Raw genomic sequence first — 17257 nt, forward strand, 5'->3', positions numbered from 1 at the left:
AGAGTTGTTCTGGCACGCAAATCACGAATCCGGTAGGAAAAGAGTGTGTTCTGGCACGCAAATCACGAATCCGGCACGAAAAGAGTGTGTTCTGGCCCGCAAATCACGAATCCGGCATGAAAAGGGTGTGTTTTGGCACGCAAATCACAATCCGGCATGAAAAGAGTGTGTTTTGGCCCGCAAATCACGAATCCGGCATGAAAGGAGTGTGTTCCGGCACGCAAATCACGAATCCGGCACGAAAAGAGTGTGTTCTGGCCCGCAAATCACGAATCCGGCATGAAAAGAGTGTGTTTTGGCACGAAAATCACGAATCCGGCATGAAAAGAGTGTTTTGGCTCGAAAATCACGAATCCGGCATGAAAAGAGGGTGTTCTGGCACGAAAATCTCGAATCTGGCATGAAAAGTGCACATATTGCGCGTAAATCTTAAGTTCCCGATCGTAATCAGGAAATGCAGTACCGGATGTTCTTTCTTTTTCTGGAGAATAGGGAAGATTTCTCTGACTTTAGTCAAAATGTTACATGAAAAAGAAGTGATTTAATCAGTAAAAGCAGCCTCAGAGTTTAAAAAGAGGCTGCTTTTTTAATAATAGGGTTAGAACCAGCAATTCGTAAATGCGTGCACTACGATATCCTGGTGAAATATGGAGTTCGTACCTATCAACACTTTAATGCAAGGAAACAAGATCTCGGATTTCATCTGTTGATAATTCGGTGATCCAATTGTCACTATTGATGATTTCATCGTTCAAAGCTTGCTTTTTATCAATCATCATATCAATCTTCTCTTCAAGAGTTCCAGTGCAAATGAGCTTATGAACATGGACGAAACGTTTTTGACCAATCCGGTATGCGCGATCGGTTGCCTGGTTCTCAACGGCAGGATTCCACCAGCGATCATAGTGAATCACATGATTAGCTGTGGTCAAGTTCAATCCAGTTCCACCCGCTTTTAGCGAAAGGATGAATATCGGAAATTCACCTGCTTGGAATCTGGCAATCATCGTGTCTCGCTGCGCTTTACTGGCACTGCCATTTAGGAAAGGTACTTCGATGTTATATCGCTTTTCTAGCAATTCTTTCATCATATTTCCCATTCCAATATATTGTGTGAAGATAAGACAGCTTTCCTGGTTTTCTTGAACTGCATCAACTAGCTCGGTTAGTTTTTCGAGTTTACCTGATCGTTTGCTTTTGGCCATGATTTCTGATGTAGCATCCTCTTTTAAGTACAAAGCAGGGTGGTTGCATAATTGCTTCAATTTGTTCAGCATCTTAAGAATAATACCCTTTTTCTCAAACGCTGATAACTTCTCAATGTCTGTAAAGGTATCTTTAATGAGTTGCTCATAGAGTGAAGCTTGTTCTGTTGTTAAAGGAACATATTCCTTTTGTTCCTGTTTATCAGGGAGATTGAGGGCAACATCTTTATCCTTTTTCGTTCTTCTTAATAGGAATGGTGAAATCAGGCGTTGCAACTCCTTCACTTTGTCTTTTTGATCTTCTCGTTCAATTGTCGCTACATATTTATCCGAGAATTGTTTGAGTGACCCGAGATACCCTTTGTTGATAAAATCAAAAATCGCCCATAATTCGCTTAAACGATTTTCCATTGGAGTACCGGTAAGAGCGATATGGTGGTTACCTTTAAACTTCCGAACAGAACGAGATTGTTTTGTTTGGGCATTTTTAATATTTTGCGCTTCATCAAGAATAATTGTATTCCAATAAATGGCTGCGAGTGCATCAAAATCATGATGAGTAATGCCGTATGAAGTTAACACGATATCGTATTTTGCGATTGTTTGAGCAAAGGTCTCGCCTTTCACACGATTTGCCCCATAATGCAGATACACCTTTAAATTTGGCGCGAACCGTTCAAGTTCCCGCTGCCAGTTTCCAAGCACGGATGTTGGACAAATAATGAGAGAGGCTTGAACAGGAATCGTTTCTTTTAAGGAATCCTGAATATCTTCAGTGGTGCTTCCTTCAACATCTTCATCATTTTCTTGTGTTTCAACAATAGCTTGAGGGACTGCAGCTACTTCTTGATCCGCCACTTCAATTGCAGAGTTGCTCTCCTTGTGTTGCTGTTCTTTTACATGCTGTAAGTAGGTGATCATTTGTACGGTTTTCCCAAGGCCCATATCATCTGCTAGACAGGCGCCAAAACCATGCTCCCTTAAGAATAGCAGCCAGCTCATACCTAGAGATTGATACGGTCTGAGCTCACCATGAAAGGTCTTAGGAGCAGGTAGAATCGGAATATTCTTCGTTTCACGTAAACGGCCGACCATTTTACGTAGCTCTTGATTTAGTTCAAATTGAATTTGCAACATTTGGTTGGTATCATCATCTTCCAATTCATCTTGTTCACTCATGAATTCCTGCTGTAGTAAGTCAGATAACTGTATGCCTTTGTCGTTGGCTGTTTCCATGAGTTCTTGAATTTGTTTGATGAAATGCGGATCTAGCTTGACCCATTGGCCACGGATAAAGACTAGGCGGCGTTTTTCATTTACGAGATTTTGGAATTCCGCTTCTGAAAGGTCTTCTCCATTCAGGGAAAACCTCCAGTCAAAGTCCATTAACGCTTGCAATCCGACGTATGAAGGCCCGCGGTTTGCAGAACTTTTTACTCTTGCTTTAACTTTTAGGGAGGATTCTTTTAGGGCCATCCACCATGAAGGAAGCAGGATTTCTGCTCCTAGAAATAACAGCTTCTCACTAGCGTCCGTTAAAAAATCCCAAGCTTCAGGTTCGCTTAACTCTTCTTTGAAACCATTCTTTGTATCGCTAAGCCATGGAATGACGGAAGCCCAGCGTTGAACAGTCTGTTTGATTTCACTTGCATATTTACTCCACCCACGTGGTAATCGTTTAGCGGGATAATCGATCACCACGTCTTCTTCTTTTTTTGAACGTAAAAAAGTAGTCAAATGCCAAGGACCGACTCCGTCTAATGGTTCTGTTAATTTCAGCCCAATTTCGAACGGTTTAGCATCTTCTTTCAACCCTAACCAAGCACTCCAGCTTTCCTCATCAAAAAAGGTTTGTAACTCGTCAGCTGAAAGTCGAGTGTCCTTTAACGCAGTAAGTGCCTCATCCCATTTGTTTTTTAGGGTAGAATAGCTGGAAAGGTAAGCGTTCGCTGCATCGTTATACCACGCCTCAATAAATGCTTTCTTCGTTTCTTCATTTTCAGCGTGAATATCGGTGTAGACCTTTTCCTCCCAAAAAGCAGGTACGAATTCCTCCAATACTTCCTCTGGTAATGTCCAACCCACCTGTTCGTTCTTCAAACTGGTAAAGTCAGGAACAGGTACACCCATTTCAATGGCTTCATGAAGGACAGGTGCTGCAGATAGACAGAGAGAAGAGAGTTCTGACCATTCCCAATCGATAAATGAGTTAAAGCCCTCTTTGGCAAATAAATTCAATAGGACCCATGCATTGACGATAAATACTGGAATCGTATCAATTGTATCAACAGTTAGTCTAGTGCCGTAGAAGCTTGCTTCGTCCCAAGAGAATAAGAGTCTGCGTACGGTTTCAGGGTTTACGTATATATTTTCTGGGGTGACGATGGCAATGGAGTATTTCCCACTTCCGATTGCTGCAATTTTTACTTTTAATGTTTTCCGGTTATCCATCGATTAGCTTACTCCTTTGCAGTTCTTCTTGAAAAGCCCGCAATCGTTTTGTGGAAAGAGAGATATAGTCCAAGTAATCCTCGAACACATTTTCCTGTTTCATCTTTTTATAAATCGTTCGCATTTTTTTCAAATACCGAATGGCTTGCTTGTAGGCAGCCCGATTTTTTAAAGAAACGGTTTGTTGTACGGCATGGTGATAGAGCGGCAGTATAATCTTAGGATCGCTCGCCACAACCGTTTTAATCATGTCTTGGCCGATTGCATCAATTGTTACGCCTGAATAAATGATTAAATCCGTCCACTTTTTATAGGATTGTTGCTCAAAAAGAAACATCGAGTATTCCCAATAGCTGTATGGGAGCGCTTCTCGGTAAAATTTTTCAAGTAAATCCAAACGTTTCAGTTGTGTGCAAGAAGCGTAAATAGGTTTCGCTAAGATGCGAACATGATCGTTACAAGCATAGTAATCCTTTATTTCACTTAAATAATCATGTAGATTACGGATAATAAATTCGATATAAGGTAGATTACGTTGATGTGTATCTTGGTCGGCAAATTGTTTCATCCAATCATATAGATAAGGACAATCGTTGGATGTAAGGTTTTTCAGCAATGGAATCGCTTTGTCATCTTGGTTATCTAGTATATAGAGGTGAATAGCAGCAATAAAGTGAGTGGAGCGCTCTATTTCACTCAATATAGATGTCGAAAGCGCCTGTTCGATTCGTTCCGATTCTACTTTTCGAGATGCTTTTTTCGAGAATAAATGGGTCCACAGTTCCCGATACAAATCGATTTTCTCAAATTGCAAGCCTTCATTGCCTCGTAATAGATCGATTGTATCTTCAGATAGATTACTTATAAATGAATCAAAAGCGAATGGTCGTGATCGGTTTGCTAAGCGATAGATCATTGAATGTAAAGAATCAAATAAATCCTCAGTTAGCTGGTAAAAGGCCCGAATAGTATACGGCTGATTTCGACGCTCATCCAACAGTTTGAATGTATGCAGTAAAGTGATCATGGACGTAATGAACTGATAAAGCAGCTTCCAATTCGAATCCATAGGAGCTTTGGACATAAGCGTTGATAAGTAATGCTGGATATGTCTTTCCATGACAAAGGAGTTCTCTGTAAATTGATCTTCGATTAATTCTGTGAAAGAATTTGTGGTGAATTTCTTCCAGTTATCATAACTTTGTTCGAACGGTGCTGATTCTTTAAGTAGGGTACTGGCAGGTTTAATCGGAAGTTTTGTTTGGGAGTTCGCCTCTTTTTCGCTTTGGGTCCAACCTATGACCCAATCGGCTGGACTAGCAATACTTGCGTATAAGTGAAAAAACACCGCAATTTTGTGTTTGCAGATCGATGAATTGTCACATGTACATTCAGATGCAACCCAAAATAGCATATCGAATTCAACCTCTTTTGGGGTTACATCTTGCACAATAGCATAAACCGAACTCTCTTCCTTCGAAGTCACCTTTACTAATCCCTGACGATAAAGAGCAAGCCCCTCACGAATCGTCAACTGATCCTCATCCACCGAAGGACGAAGCAGCCTAGCAAGCTCTTCCGCCAAAAACAACAAATCTTCCATACAGCACCTCCAAGGGGGTCAGACCCCATTTCCCAAAATAATAATTGTATAAAAAACGTTGATATCATAGTATTGAATCAAGGGTACTTAGGGGTCAGACCCCATTTCCCAAACTAGAAAGGATTGATATTGTATATGCCAAGAAAGAACAGGGTATGGTTTCCTGGCGCGATGTATCATATTACGTGTCGCGGAGGCCCGCAGGATGCGGGTCAGGACGGCGTTGCCACAGGACGTGGCGAAAGCCGTTCTTCCTTTTTTTTATGATGATATTGATCGTTTACGTTATTTGCATTATTTAGAAGAGACAAGAGTACAGTACTTTTTTTACTTGCATTCGTATTGTTTAATGACGAACCATCTCCATTTATTGTTGGAAACAAAAGAACATCCTACTGGAAATATTATGAGAAAGTTAAACTCACGCTATGCCATATCTTTTAATAAACGCCACAACCTCGACGGTCACGTATTTCAAGGACGTTATCATGCCGTAATGATCGAATCTCCCGAACACTTTACGAGCACTAGTCGCTATATTCATCTAAACCCCGTTAAAGCCAATATCGTCCAAAATCCTGAACATTATAAGTGGAGCAGCTATTCTGCCTATGCCAATGGAACCCCAAACCGACACATTACCACAACTGAAATCCTCCGTTACTTTCAAACCCCAGCTAACTACACCACCTATGTGCAGGGGTCAGACCCTATTTCCCAGAATTAATCTACAGCAATAACCCTAGTTGTAATAAGGGGTTGTTCATCATATATGAGGGGTCAGACCCCATTTCCCGAGTTCATCTTATCATTATACTTCATTTTGGAGTGAATTTTTAGGGGGGAGTTTTTAGTTTCGGTGTATTTGAATTATGTGAAAACCAGACCGCTTATTTCTCGGTCTGGCGGAAGAGATTAGAGGGTTTTCCAGTTATCTATTTTTTGCGAGATAAAAGAGATGAAGCGTGTGTCATTCTGGAGGTCGAAGATTAATTTTGCCTTTTCCATATATTTTTCAGCAAGAATAAGATCACCTAAGAGCTCGTAATTATAACCTGTATGGTAGTGAAGCTCACCTAATAAATAAAGATTACTTTTCTGAATGCACCATTGAATACCTTCGAGGCAGAAATTATTGGACTTTTCATAATCCTGCAGCCGAGTCAACGTTCGAGCAGTATTATAGTACAAACGTATTTTCACTGTATTATCAACTAAATAAGGAATAGTGTTAATGAAAGTATAAGCATCCTTATAGGTAGAAAGTGCTTGCTTGAATTGACCTTCTTCGAAGTAAATAACGCCGATACTTAACAATATTTCAATTTCCCGCTCAGAATGTACTTTATTCGAAGATTGGCTCAAAAGAATCGCATCTTTTAAAATATTAATAGACTTAACAGGATCGCGATATAATTCATAATGATAGATTCCCTTATGCCATAACAATAGTTGATAATTACGTTTATGTTGTTTGAATAACGGGTTGTTCTCCTCTGCACAAACGATGTCCCTGATCTCTTGATAATTCATCGTCCTTCTAGCATTTCTTAATTGATTCGTTACTTCTTTTACATAATCGAGGCGCGGTGTCATCCCCATATCGAAAAAATAGTTCACATCAACACCAAGCTTTTGGGAAATCAAGTATAGTGTCGAAGCATAGGGGAAAACATCCCCTTTTTCAAGTTTACTTATCTGTGCCTGTGTACAAATCCCTTCAGCAAGCTCTTCCTGTGAAAGTTTCATTTGTTTTCTAAGTTCTTTAATTTTATGTCCGATTTCTAAAAAATTCATACTAACCCCCTATGTAAATATGCCTAGAGTTATATTTTCATACAAATACGGAAGAAATCATGATAGTTTACATGGTTTCTCTAAATTAAAGCAGTGACAAGGCTAAATCCCAATTTTTAAGTATATGGTTAAATATAAATATAGAATTTATTTCTATATAAATCCAATAATTATTAAGAAAAAGGGAGGAAGTACCTATGAAAAAGAAGGTAGTTGGGATGATGTTTGCATTATTCATAGTAGCGGGCTTAGGCTTTATCGGTTATTCAACTGGAACTTCGGGAGGATCTGTAGGAACTTTCGAATTACCATCTGAATACTAATAATAAATGATAGATTAAAAGTTTGCTGGGGGTTGTCTCATACACTTAAATTTACTGTGTTTAGTTATGTGATGCGGGATCAGACCTTTTGTTTGGGACACTCCTTTTTTTCAGCTAAATGAAATGCCAATTTTGCATGTTTCTCTCAAGATTAGGTCATTTTTGATAGAAAATATTCCTATGGTTATATTTTGTACGAAAAAGGGATATAGAACTACTTAAATCACTAAAATTCGCCCAAAATGGCAAAATACGTCCGAAATTACAGTTTTATCTCTAATGAGAAAAATGTTTAAATGAAGTTGAGTGTTCGTTATGTTGCAAAAAACAACCATAATGAACAATTGTTCAGATTTTGTATTTAATTTGGAATTGTAATAGTATGATTCCTAAATTTCTGGAAACCCTCAGTTTCTAGTACCTAAGTATGAAGCGTCTTTCGGAAAAAGGACGTTTCCGTTGCCTGCAAACGGTTGTCTGTTTGCAGGGTTTTTTAATTTCTTAGGACAATTCATTTGAAGAACCCCAACTGTTCTTTGTAGCTACTCCCCAAAAACAACCTCTAGCACTGGAGCCTCAGCTTTCTTCCAACTGGTTTTGACCATCATGCCCCTGGGTACAGTAGATCATATAAGATGAATACTGGAGGGCAATCATTGTGGAAAAAAAAGAAGCGGACTTTCCTAAAGTGAATAAAGCAAAATTTCAATTTATCTTTCCATTCATGATAAAAGAAAATCAAATCGAGGAATTTGCCAATAAATTAATGGAAATGGAATTCTACTTCTTTGATTTAAATAATACAAAACAGCAACATGCCTATTATGGAGGAAGCAGTGTATCACATCGTTCACTTGAACGTTTTTTTCTGCCCAATCTAGAACCCATTTTATTTCCTCAAACATATAAAAGGAGAGAAAGCTTTCGCCGGTTTTCAAAACGTACCAATCTTGCATGCAAATTTTCCTCCAAGCATCTCGCAACAGATTTCATCATAGATTCCATCGATGTTTTCATCTGTCCATTCCATATTGGGTTGATCAATATTCGTGTCACTTTGCCTGAAGGTCTTTCCTATTGAGATGTTCTGCACTTTGGAGATACATTTCGAGTGCTAGAGCAAATTTTGAATGATGAAGAAAGTGCGAAAATAGGATGTGAAGAAAAGACCTATCGAGAGGTGAAGGATTTCATATTTAATGAAATGCTTCAAGGTATGAGACATTATATCGACGAAAACAAAATTCAAGCTACTTACATTGGTAGCCTGCCTTTTTTTGTTGATGAGCGGATGTACGTGATTGGGCAACTTTCCTTGACAGAAGATAGTGAGATTTCGAAAAAGAGTCTATATAGAGCAGGGGAACTAAACGGATACGATTCTAGTGGGAACTCTTATCTTGGTGCTTTGAATCTGGACTATATCGAACGGTATTATAAGTTACATGTTTATGATCGTTGGGGGGATGAGACCTATTATATAATTAGTGAGAATCATTTCGTTTGTTTAACAAAGGCATCTGGCAGCATTCAGAAGGAATTGATTAGTCAAATGTATGGTCAGTTGTTTTACTCGATGCTTCTCTGTTATTACTATAAAATCGTCCTATTAAAACTATCTCATCAGCATTCCATGATTGATATTGAGAAAGATCAATCTAGTACGGCATTACTGATCGTCATGATTGCGAATTTTTCTGCTAAATTTTATTTCCCTGTAGTGAATAGTACCACGACAGGAAAAGAAATCTTCCAGATGACAAAGGATATATTCCAAATTGAACGACTTTACCAAGATGTAAAGGAAACATTGTATGATTTGTATCAAAGTCAGGATAAACTTTCTGGAAAACGTCAAAATGCCTTGTTGCAAATCCTGACGATTTATACAGTGTTATCGGGGATTTTTGGAATGAATCTAGTCATTGAAGACGGAAAAGGGAATTTTTCGTGGAATAAATTTATGTCCTATACGCCATCTGAGTTTTTTGTATTTTTCGTGACAATGTCCGGCTTGGTCATCTCGCTAATTCTAGGTGTGTTTTTTCTCCAAAGTTGGATCAAGGAACATAAAAGACGGAATAATAAAATTTTCTAATAGAAGGGTGTCCCAAAGGTTTGACCTTTTCGTTATGGGGCAGTCTTTTCTTTTGTCACCACTCTTTCTAGCGGACCTAAGAAAAATATTTTATAATGAAAATAATGATAATTTAGACACACGATACATTCAAGGAGGAAAGAATGAAAAAAATTCTTTTTATTTCCATTTTATTTGTAATTCTATCGGGATGTTCTGATAAAGGTCCCGTGCCAGAAGATCGGTTCGCTGCATATGTGAAGCTATGGAATGAACAAAATTATGAAGAAATGTATAAGTATTTATCCTCAGAAGCTAAGAAAACGATAAATGAAAAGGATTTCACAGAACGGTATGAAAAAATATATCGGGATATTAAAGCTTCCAATTTAAAAATTGCATACAAAAAACCGAAAGAAACTACCAACGATAAGGAGCTGAAAGAGACTAAGTTACCTTTTTCCGTCAGCATGAATACAATGGCTGGTTCAGTAAAGTTTGACCATCAAGCAACACTTGTTAAAGAAGGGAAAGACGATAAAGAGAATTGGTATATAGATTGGAATACTACTTATATCTTTCCTGAGCTAGAAGAAGGAGACAAAGTGTCGATTACAACATATCCCGCTATTCGTGGAGAAATTGTCGATCGTAATGAGCAATACTTGGCGATGAACGGTTCTGTCGTGGAAGTGGGGATTGTTCCAGAAGAAATGGCGGATCCGAACGCAATTATTACCCAAACTTCTAAACTATTACATATGACAAAAGCTGAAGTAGAAAAAAAGCTAAATCAATCCTGGGTAAAGCCTAACTACTTTGTGCCACTTAAAAAAGTGGCCGTTGAAGATCCCGCATTAAAGGAAGCTCTTGCAAACATTCCATCGATTCATTTGAATGAAGTGGCAGGGCGTGTATACCCGTACAAAGAAGTAACCGCTCATCTGATTGGCTATATCGGTGAAATTACCGCTGAAGAGCTGAAAACATGGGAAAAGAAAGGCTACCGAGCAAACGATGTTATCGGCAAAAGGGGGCTTGAGCAAATCCTAGAAGAACGATTGAAAGGAAAACCAGGCGCTAAAATATCAGTTAACACGGAAAGAGGACAGGAAAAGATCATTGCTGAAAAGAAAGCAGAAGAAGGGGAAACGATCGCCCTAACGATCGATGCTGAGTTACAACAGCAAATTTTCGCCCAATACAAAGGGGAATCAGGCTCTGCAGTAGCGCTAAATCCGTTAACAGGAGAAACATTGGCACTTGTAAGCAGCCCATCGTTTGATCCGAACCAATACGTGCTTGGAATGACAGCGGCCCTGCAGGAAGCGTTGGAAAGTGATCCGAATAAGCCGCTGATTAATCGTTTTAGTGCAACCTTTTCCCCAGGCTCAACGATCAAAGGGCTCACCGCTTCGATTGCTATGAAAAATGGGATCAATCCAAACGAAGCGATTGAAATTAAAGGAAAGACGTGGAAGAAGTCTAATTGGAAAGATCACAGTATAACGAGGGTATCCACACCAGGTAAACCAATTAATATGACGGACGCATTAGTATATTCCGATAATATATACTTTGCCCAAAAAGCATTGCAACTTGGAACAGATAAATTTTCAAAAGGGTTGAAGGATTTTGGCTTTGATGAAAACATCCCGTTTGAATATGCGATTAAAGCTTCACAAATTGGGAAAATCGATTCAGAAGGCAGACTTGCTGACAGTGGCTACGGTCAGGGGCAAGTACTGATGAGTCCTTTGCATGTTGCGCTATCTTATACGACGTTTGTGAACGAAGGAAACATGATTGCGCCCAAGCTGTTTCTAGATGGCAATGATAAGCCAGCTTATTGGAAAGAAAATGTCATCTCGAAAGATCAAGCTACACAAATGACTAAAATGCTAACTCAAGTCGTGTCAAACCGTGCCGGATCTGCCCACTCACTTAGTGAGACAGGCATTCCACTTGCCGGGAAAACAGGAACGGCCGAAATAAAGCAAAGCAAAGAATCGACAGGTACTGAAAATGGTTGGTTTGTAGGCTACAACACAGATAATCCGAGGCTTCTGATGACTTGGATGATGGAAAACGTCAAAGGTAGAGGCGGCAGCCATCTTGTCGTTGATAAAATGAAGCCGGTCTGGGTTGACTATCTAAATGAGGTCCATGAATAAATCGGTGAAAAAATAAAAATGGAGAACCTTTATTCGTCTTTTCGTGCGAATAAAGGTTCTTTTTATTAGCGAAGAAAACATTATTCAGTTGTAGAAGTTTAGCAAGAATTGTATTGTAAATGATTTGTTCTACAAAATAAATCATTATTCACCCATTTGTAACAGAAATGTAATGATGTTTCCGACACAAAATTTGTTAAAATTAAGATTAATTACAAATTAAAGGATGGGGAATGATGAAGAAAACCCTTTACACGATGTCGACAGTCGCAGTGATATCCTCTATGATCGCACCAGCTGCTTTTGCTGATTCATATACAGTGAAACAAGGAGATAATTTACATAAAATTGCCCAAGCCAATAAAACGACCGTAGCAAAAATAAAAGAACTCAATAAGCTAGATTCGGATGTTATTTATGTGAATCAAGTCTTATTATTGGATCAGGCATCTACATCAAAAACAGTAAAAGCTGCATCACAACCAGCAGTTAATACAACGATACATACTGTCGTTTCTGGAGATAATTTAACGAAGATAGCGAATAAATATGGAATCACTCTCGGTGAATTGAAGAATATAAATAATCTTAGTTCTACCGTTATATATCCAGGAGATAGGCTGATTGTCTCTGATACAAAAGGTTCACCTGTAGTGGAAATGCCAATAACAGCCTCGAGCAAAGTTTCAAAAGGCCAATCATATACAGTGAAGAGCGGAGATAGTCTTTGGAAAATCGCTAATAGCACGAATACTACAGTCGCAAACTTGAAAACAATCAATAATCTTAAATCAGATACTCTATTACCAGGACAAGTCCTTCAAGTTGGAAAATCTATCGAAATGAATAGTAGCACGACGCCAACTGTAGACACTGCTGAACAAAGTGTTGCAAAACCAACTGAACCAAAGAACGGAAAATATACGGTAAAAGCTGGTGACACTTTAGCTAAAATCGCTTCCAAATACAGCATGACGTTTAATCAATTGAAAACGATGAATCAGTTAACTACTGATACGATTTATGTAGGACAAACCTTAATTATTGATAGTAGTTTAACAGTTTCGGAAACCCAAAATTCAGCCAAGCCAGATCAGGTTGCTAACAATGCGCAATCATCATCGGAATTAATCAGTATAGCAAAGGAACTAACCGGTACCCCTTACTCATGGGCAGGATCATCACCTAATGGTTTTGATTGCAGCGGTTTTATCTATTATGTATTAAAGAAAGCTGGCTACCAAGTTCCTCGCGTTTCAGCTGCGACGTATTTTGATATGGGAAAAAGTGTGAAGACACCTCAGCCTGGAGACTTAATTTTCTTCGATACAGCAACTAATAGCAAAGCGGTTATTTCACATATGGGAATCTATTTAGGAAATGATGAATTTATCCATGCAAGTTCAAGCCAGGGTGTAACGGTGACATCCATTCATAATTCATACTTTAAAAATAGAATTATGGGCTATAAGAGTTTGTAATGCATGAATACTAGACTTTCATTTAAGCCTTATAGCTAAATGTACCGTATCTTTTGTAGAATTTCTGAAGAAAATAATAGTACTCGATTTAAATAGGCCAAGCTTATTCTATTTAATGAATGCGCTTGGTCATTTTTATGGAATTTTACTAGACCTGTGCGATGTAGCAAAGAAGTTGGGTAGAATGACCTATCCAATAAATTGCATGCGGAGATTTTCTGTGCAATTATGAGTGGTGTTGATTCCATTTTTCAACATTTTCATCGGATTAATTTCCCAATCTATATAAAAAAAAGTGGAGAATAGCCGATAAGAATAGATAGGTATATAAAAACATTTTCAGCCTTATTAAAACTTAATAATCTCATGTTATTCAAGAATCCGCTTTTTTATTCAAAGGTTGTGTTCAAGAATCAATAATCAAATTTAACAGAACTTATTAAAAAAACGACAAAAAAATATTACTTTTGAATTATTTCGATAAGTATTCATTTTTTACAACTTGAAATATTGAGATGTATGTTAAAATGACTGGGAAAATAAAAGGAGGAAGACACAGTAGGATGAAGAAAACTAAATTGCTTCTCAGTATTGTTTTGATGCTTGGTCTTTGGTTGCCCTTAGGGAGTGCTAATGTACATGCTGACACTACCTTTAAGGATATTTCTGTGAATCATCGTGGATACAATGAAATTATGTATCTAGCAACGGGGTCGATTGTTAGTGGGTCATTAGATGGAAGGTTTCTTCCAAGTAATGTTGTGACGAGAGCTCAAGCAGCAGCGATGATTGGTAGGGCGTTAGAGCTAAATGGCCAACAGCGAAAAACAGAATTTAAAGATGTCGGATCTGGTAACTTTGCCTCTGGATATATACAATCTGCAGTAGATAAGACAATTCTCTCAGGTTATGGCGCGGGGATTTTTAGACCAGATGCTGTTGTTAACCGTGGAGAAATGGCTGTTATGATAAGTAAAGCCTTTGGTTATGAATTTGGAGGCTCCTTATCAGGTGCCGCAAATGCATTGATGAGCAGAGGAATTGCTCAAGGAATGTCAAATGGGTCATTTGGAGCGGATTATCAATTGACTCGATTGGATTTCTCGATATTTTTAGCTAGAGCAATTAATTACAAATTGCGTGTTAATCCTTCTGTCTTATTCCAAAATGAATTATTCGTAACAGCAAACTCATTAAATGTACGTTCTGGACCTTCTGCGCAATACTCCAATATTGCAACATTGGTAAAAGGCGAAAGTGTACAAACAGCATATAAAGTTGGTAACTGGATATACATAAAATCGGGGTCAAAAGAAGGCTTTGTTCATAGTTCTTATGTTAGTACCTCTGTGAACACACCTTCGCCGACACCTCCTTCACAAGAATCACCATTGGCAAGTAAAACAATTGTCATCGATCCAGGTCATGGTGGAAAAGACTCAGGTGCTGTCGGTTTTGGGCTCTATGAAAAAACCGCTGTACTTGATACGGCTCTAAAAGTTCGTGATTTGTTAAAGAAAACACCATTTGATGTACAGCTTACAAGAGACAAAGATGTATTCATCGAATTATCTGACAGAGTAGCTTTTGCCAATAAATTAAATGCGGATATTTTTGTCAGTATCCATGCGAATGCTGCCACTAGCAGTGCAACTGGAACAGAAACGTATTATTACAGTGCTGCTGCAACGAACACGAGAACTACAGAAAGTAAGAAATTAGCTAGTGCTATACAAGCAAGATTAGTAGAAGCCTGGAATCTAAGAGATCGTGGAGTAAAGAATGCTGGATACATCGTCATCAAGCAGACGGAAATGCCTGCAGTACTTGCAGAATTAGGCTTTATTACTAACGCTGATGATAATGCTAAATTAAAATCACCTGAATGGCGTCAAAAAGCCGCAAATGCAATTTACTTAGGAATATTGGATTATTATAAAGGGAATGGCTATGATGTTACGAAACTTTATAATATAGTAAATAAATAATGGAGGAGTCTTATAGGCTCCTTTTTTCTGTTTAATAAAGGAGGGAAGATGCGATGAAAAAGAATGTATGGTTAAGTACCTTGTCTTTTTTACTTTTTGTTTTACTCCCTGTCACTACTTTTGCAGAGCAAGAGTCAACAGGGGTTAGTCGGCAAAATGTAATGTTTAAAAATGAAATAGATTATGACTTATTACAAGAATTAGATTCGTCTATTATTTACGAGTATAAATCTATTGATGCGGTGACAATTAATCTATCAAATGACAAAATCATTCAATTAAAAAATTCTCCATCTGTGAAATCAGTATACGATGATAGGAGTGTTCAAGTCAGTTCTCAGAAAACCCCTTGGTCACATCAAAACCTGAATATCCCTAATAAAGCGCCAAGTGACTTAACGGGAGATGGAATCAAGATTGCTATTATCGATTCAGGGATTGACTCTACTCATCCTGATTTAAGTATAGCGGGTGGGGTATGTGTTTTAGATATTTCAGAAAAACCAGACGCATGTAAAAACTCTTATCGAGATGAATTCGGACACGGAACTCATGTTGCCGGAATTATCGGTGCACAGGATAACAATATAGGATATGTAGGTATTGCGCCAAAAGCAAAACTATACGCTGTAAAAGCTTTAAATGAGAAAGGAGAGGGCAGTAGTTCATCTCTCCTTGCTGGAATTGAGTGGTCTATTCAACATGGAATAGATATTATTAACTTAAGTTTAAATACCCCAGAGGAAGATCCGACAATGAAAGCTTTGCTAGACAAAGCCTATGAAAAGGGAATTCTTATCGTTGCAGCGGCTGGAAATGAGGGCAATATTACAGGAAAAGAACAAAATGTGCTATATCCCGCGAAGTTCTCAAGTGTAATCGCCGTTTCGGCAACGAATAAGAATAATAGAATTATTTCATATTCTTCAGTTGGGAAGGAAGTAGAATTATCTGCACCAGGCGATGCAATTGCTAGTACTTATCCAATTAGTATTAACAAAACAGGCTATGAAACACTGACAGGGACTTCAATGGCAGCACCTCATGTTACAGCACTAGCTGCACTTTATATGGAAAAGTATCCGAATTATACAAACAAACAAATACGTCAAAAACTTCAGGACAACGCGAAGGATCTCGGAGCCGTTGGGCGTGATGCATTGTATGGTTACGGCTTAGCGCAAGTAGATCGATCGTCTTTAAATGGTTTGGAAACGAAAGTCATAACAGAACAAAGCGTTGATGGTCAAATTACACTAACTATAACTTCTCTACCACTAGAAGCAGAAAGTTATAATCTATACCGTTTTGGCAGATTAATATTGGAAAATGAAACGTCTAATCTGATTGAGGATTATGGAAAAGAAGGTGAGGTTCACTATCAATTAGTTCCAGTATCAAGAGGGGGAGAGATGCTTGACCAAACATATACGTTTACAGTGAAGCTTCAAACTCCAATTATCTCAGACTTAAACAATGAAGCATGGTATACACGTAATGTGATGTACTTACACAAAAGTAAAATTATTCAGGGGAATCTAAATGGCCTAATTATGCCAAATAAGCTAGTAACAAGAGCTGAAGCAGTCAGTATGCTTGGCAGAGCCCTTGGCTATTCTCAGAATAAGTCAGCGACCGTGTTTAAAGATGTATCTGCTAAAAGCTTTGCATCCGGCTATATTCAACAGGCTTATGAGAAAGGAATTCTACAAGGCTTCCCAGATGGAACTTTCAGGCCGGACCAAAATGTGACTAGAGCAGAAATGGCTATTCTTTTGTCGAAAGCATATAAGTTATCAACTAGCTCTGCACTAACCTTCAAAGACGTTTCATCTAATGTAACAGGGAATCAAGCTATTAATCTTATAGCTACTGCTGGAATTACACAAGGGTATGAAGATGGCACCTTCCGTCCTTATGCCTTGATGAGTCGTTCGAATTATGCTGTATTTTTATCAAAAGCAAACAATTCTAAATTGAAATAGATGAACCTGAGGCTAGTTTCATAAGGTGCTAACGCACTTATGAGATCACCTCAGGTTTTTTGTGATATTCCCCTTCTATTCCCTAAATTACGACAACTATGCCAGTAAAATTATTTTGTAACACAAATGTAAAATAAATAGACAACAAAAATTGCTAAGATATGACTATAAGG

The 17257-nt window shown here is 38.3% G+C and carries 11 protein-coding genes; 8 read left to right on the forward strand and 3 right to left on the reverse strand.

The annotated features are described in order from the left end of the window. Positions 1-671: 671 nt before the first annotated feature. Entirely contained in the window at positions 672-3656 is a 2985-nt protein-coding gene (locus tag V179_RS31835) for a DEAD/DEAH box helicase (protein ID WP_028393470.1), read from the reverse strand. Then, complete coding sequence (locus V179_RS0122510) at positions 3649-5259, reverse strand: SWIM zinc finger family protein (protein WP_028393471.1); 1611 nt, start codon at positions 5257-5259, stop codon at positions 3649-3651. Before V179_RS0122510 ends, V179_RS31835 begins: the two co-directional genes overlap by 8 nt. A gap of 205 nt (positions 5260-5464) precedes the next feature. Between V179_RS0122510 and V179_RS28525 the strand changes: the two genes are divergently transcribed. Beyond that, positions 5465-5986: a transposase gene (locus V179_RS28525; protein ID WP_051405091.1), complete on the forward strand. Its 522-nt coding sequence runs from the start codon at positions 5465-5467 to the stop codon at positions 5984-5986. A 188-nt stretch (positions 5987-6174) separates the two neighbouring features. Here V179_RS28525 and V179_RS0122520 read toward each other — a convergent pair whose 3' ends face one another. Then, positions 6175-7056 (reverse strand): helix-turn-helix domain-containing protein, encoded by an 882-nt coding sequence (locus V179_RS0122520; protein WP_028393472.1) that lies wholly within the window; start codon positions 7054-7056, stop codon positions 6175-6177. A 197-nt stretch (positions 7057-7253) separates the two neighbouring features. Here V179_RS0122520 and V179_RS32095 point away from each other — a divergent pair, with 197 nt between their 5' ends. The 7 genes from V179_RS32095 (at position 7254) to V179_RS0122550 (ending at position 17084) form a co-directional block, all read left to right on the forward strand. Continuing rightward, a complete protein-coding gene (locus tag V179_RS32095; protein WP_268745213.1) occupies positions 7254-7379 on the forward strand; it encodes a hypothetical protein in 126 nt (41 codons plus the stop codon). 658 nt (positions 7380-8037) lie between these two features. Continuing rightward, positions 8038-8460 carry a hypothetical protein gene (locus V179_RS29315; protein ID WP_051405092.1) on the forward strand — a complete coding sequence of 141 codons (423 nt, stop codon included), beginning with the start codon at positions 8038-8040 and terminating at the stop codon, positions 8458-8460. A 30-nt stretch (positions 8461-8490) separates the two neighbouring features. Beyond that, complete coding sequence (locus V179_RS28530; protein WP_051405093.1) at positions 8491-9477, forward strand: magnesium transporter CorA family protein; 987 nt, start codon at positions 8491-8493, stop codon at positions 9475-9477. 143 nt (positions 9478-9620) lie between these two features. Further along, positions 9621-11630 carry a penicillin-binding transpeptidase domain-containing protein gene (locus V179_RS0122535; RefSeq protein WP_028393473.1) on the forward strand — a complete coding sequence of 670 codons (2010 nt, stop codon included), beginning with the start codon at positions 9621-9623 and terminating at the stop codon, positions 11628-11630. A 236-nt stretch (positions 11631-11866) separates the two neighbouring features. Then, complete coding sequence (locus V179_RS0122540; RefSeq protein WP_051405094.1) at positions 11867-13111, forward strand: C40 family peptidase; 1245 nt, start codon at positions 11867-11869, stop codon at positions 13109-13111. Positions 13112-13674: 563 nt separating this feature from the next. Next, positions 13675-15099 (forward strand): N-acetylmuramoyl-L-alanine amidase, encoded by a 1425-nt coding sequence (locus tag V179_RS0122545; RefSeq protein ID WP_028393475.1) that lies wholly within the window; start codon positions 13675-13677, stop codon positions 15097-15099. 53 nt (positions 15100-15152) lie between these two features. Next, the gene (locus tag V179_RS0122550; RefSeq protein WP_028393476.1) at positions 15153-17084 is read left to right on the forward strand and encodes a S8 family peptidase; all 1932 of its coding nucleotides are present in this window, start codon (positions 15153-15155) and stop codon (positions 17082-17084) included. Positions 17085-17257: the final 173 nt, after the last annotated feature.

Source organism: Bacillus cihuensis (assembly GCF_000504145.1).
Classification (GTDB): Bacteria; Bacillota; Bacilli; order Bacillales; family DSM-1321; genus Peribacillus; species Peribacillus huizhouensis.

Excerpts from the sequence above, each read along its gene's own strand:
- V179_RS31835 (WP_028393470.1), bottom strand. The coding sequence starts at position 3,656 with ATGGATAACCGGAAAACATTAAAAGTAAAAATTGCAGCAATCGGAAGT.
- V179_RS0122510 (WP_028393471.1), bottom strand. The coding sequence starts at position 5,259 with ATGGAAGATTTGTTGTTTTTGGCGGAAGAGCTTGCTAGGCTGCTTCGT.
- V179_RS28525 (WP_051405091.1), top strand. The coding sequence starts at position 5,465 with ATGCGGGTCAGGACGGCGTTGCCACAGGACGTGGCGAAAGCCGTTCTT.
- V179_RS0122520 (WP_028393472.1), bottom strand. The coding sequence starts at position 7,056 with ATGAATTTTTTAGAAATCGGACATAAAATTAAAGAACTTAGAAAACAA.
- V179_RS32095 (WP_268745213.1), top strand. The coding sequence starts at position 7,254 with ATGAAAAAGAAGGTAGTTGGGATGATGTTTGCATTATTCATAGTAGCG.
- V179_RS0122535 (WP_028393473.1), top strand. The coding sequence starts at position 9,621 with ATGAAAAAAATTCTTTTTATTTCCATTTTATTTGTAATTCTATCGGGA.
- V179_RS0122540 (WP_051405094.1), top strand. The coding sequence starts at position 11,867 with ATGAAGAAAACCCTTTACACGATGTCGACAGTCGCAGTGATATCCTCT.
- V179_RS0122545 (WP_028393475.1), top strand. The coding sequence starts at position 13,675 with ATGAAGAAAACTAAATTGCTTCTCAGTATTGTTTTGATGCTTGGTCTT.
- V179_RS0122550 (WP_028393476.1), top strand. The coding sequence starts at position 15,153 with ATGAAAAAGAATGTATGGTTAAGTACCTTGTCTTTTTTACTTTTTGTT.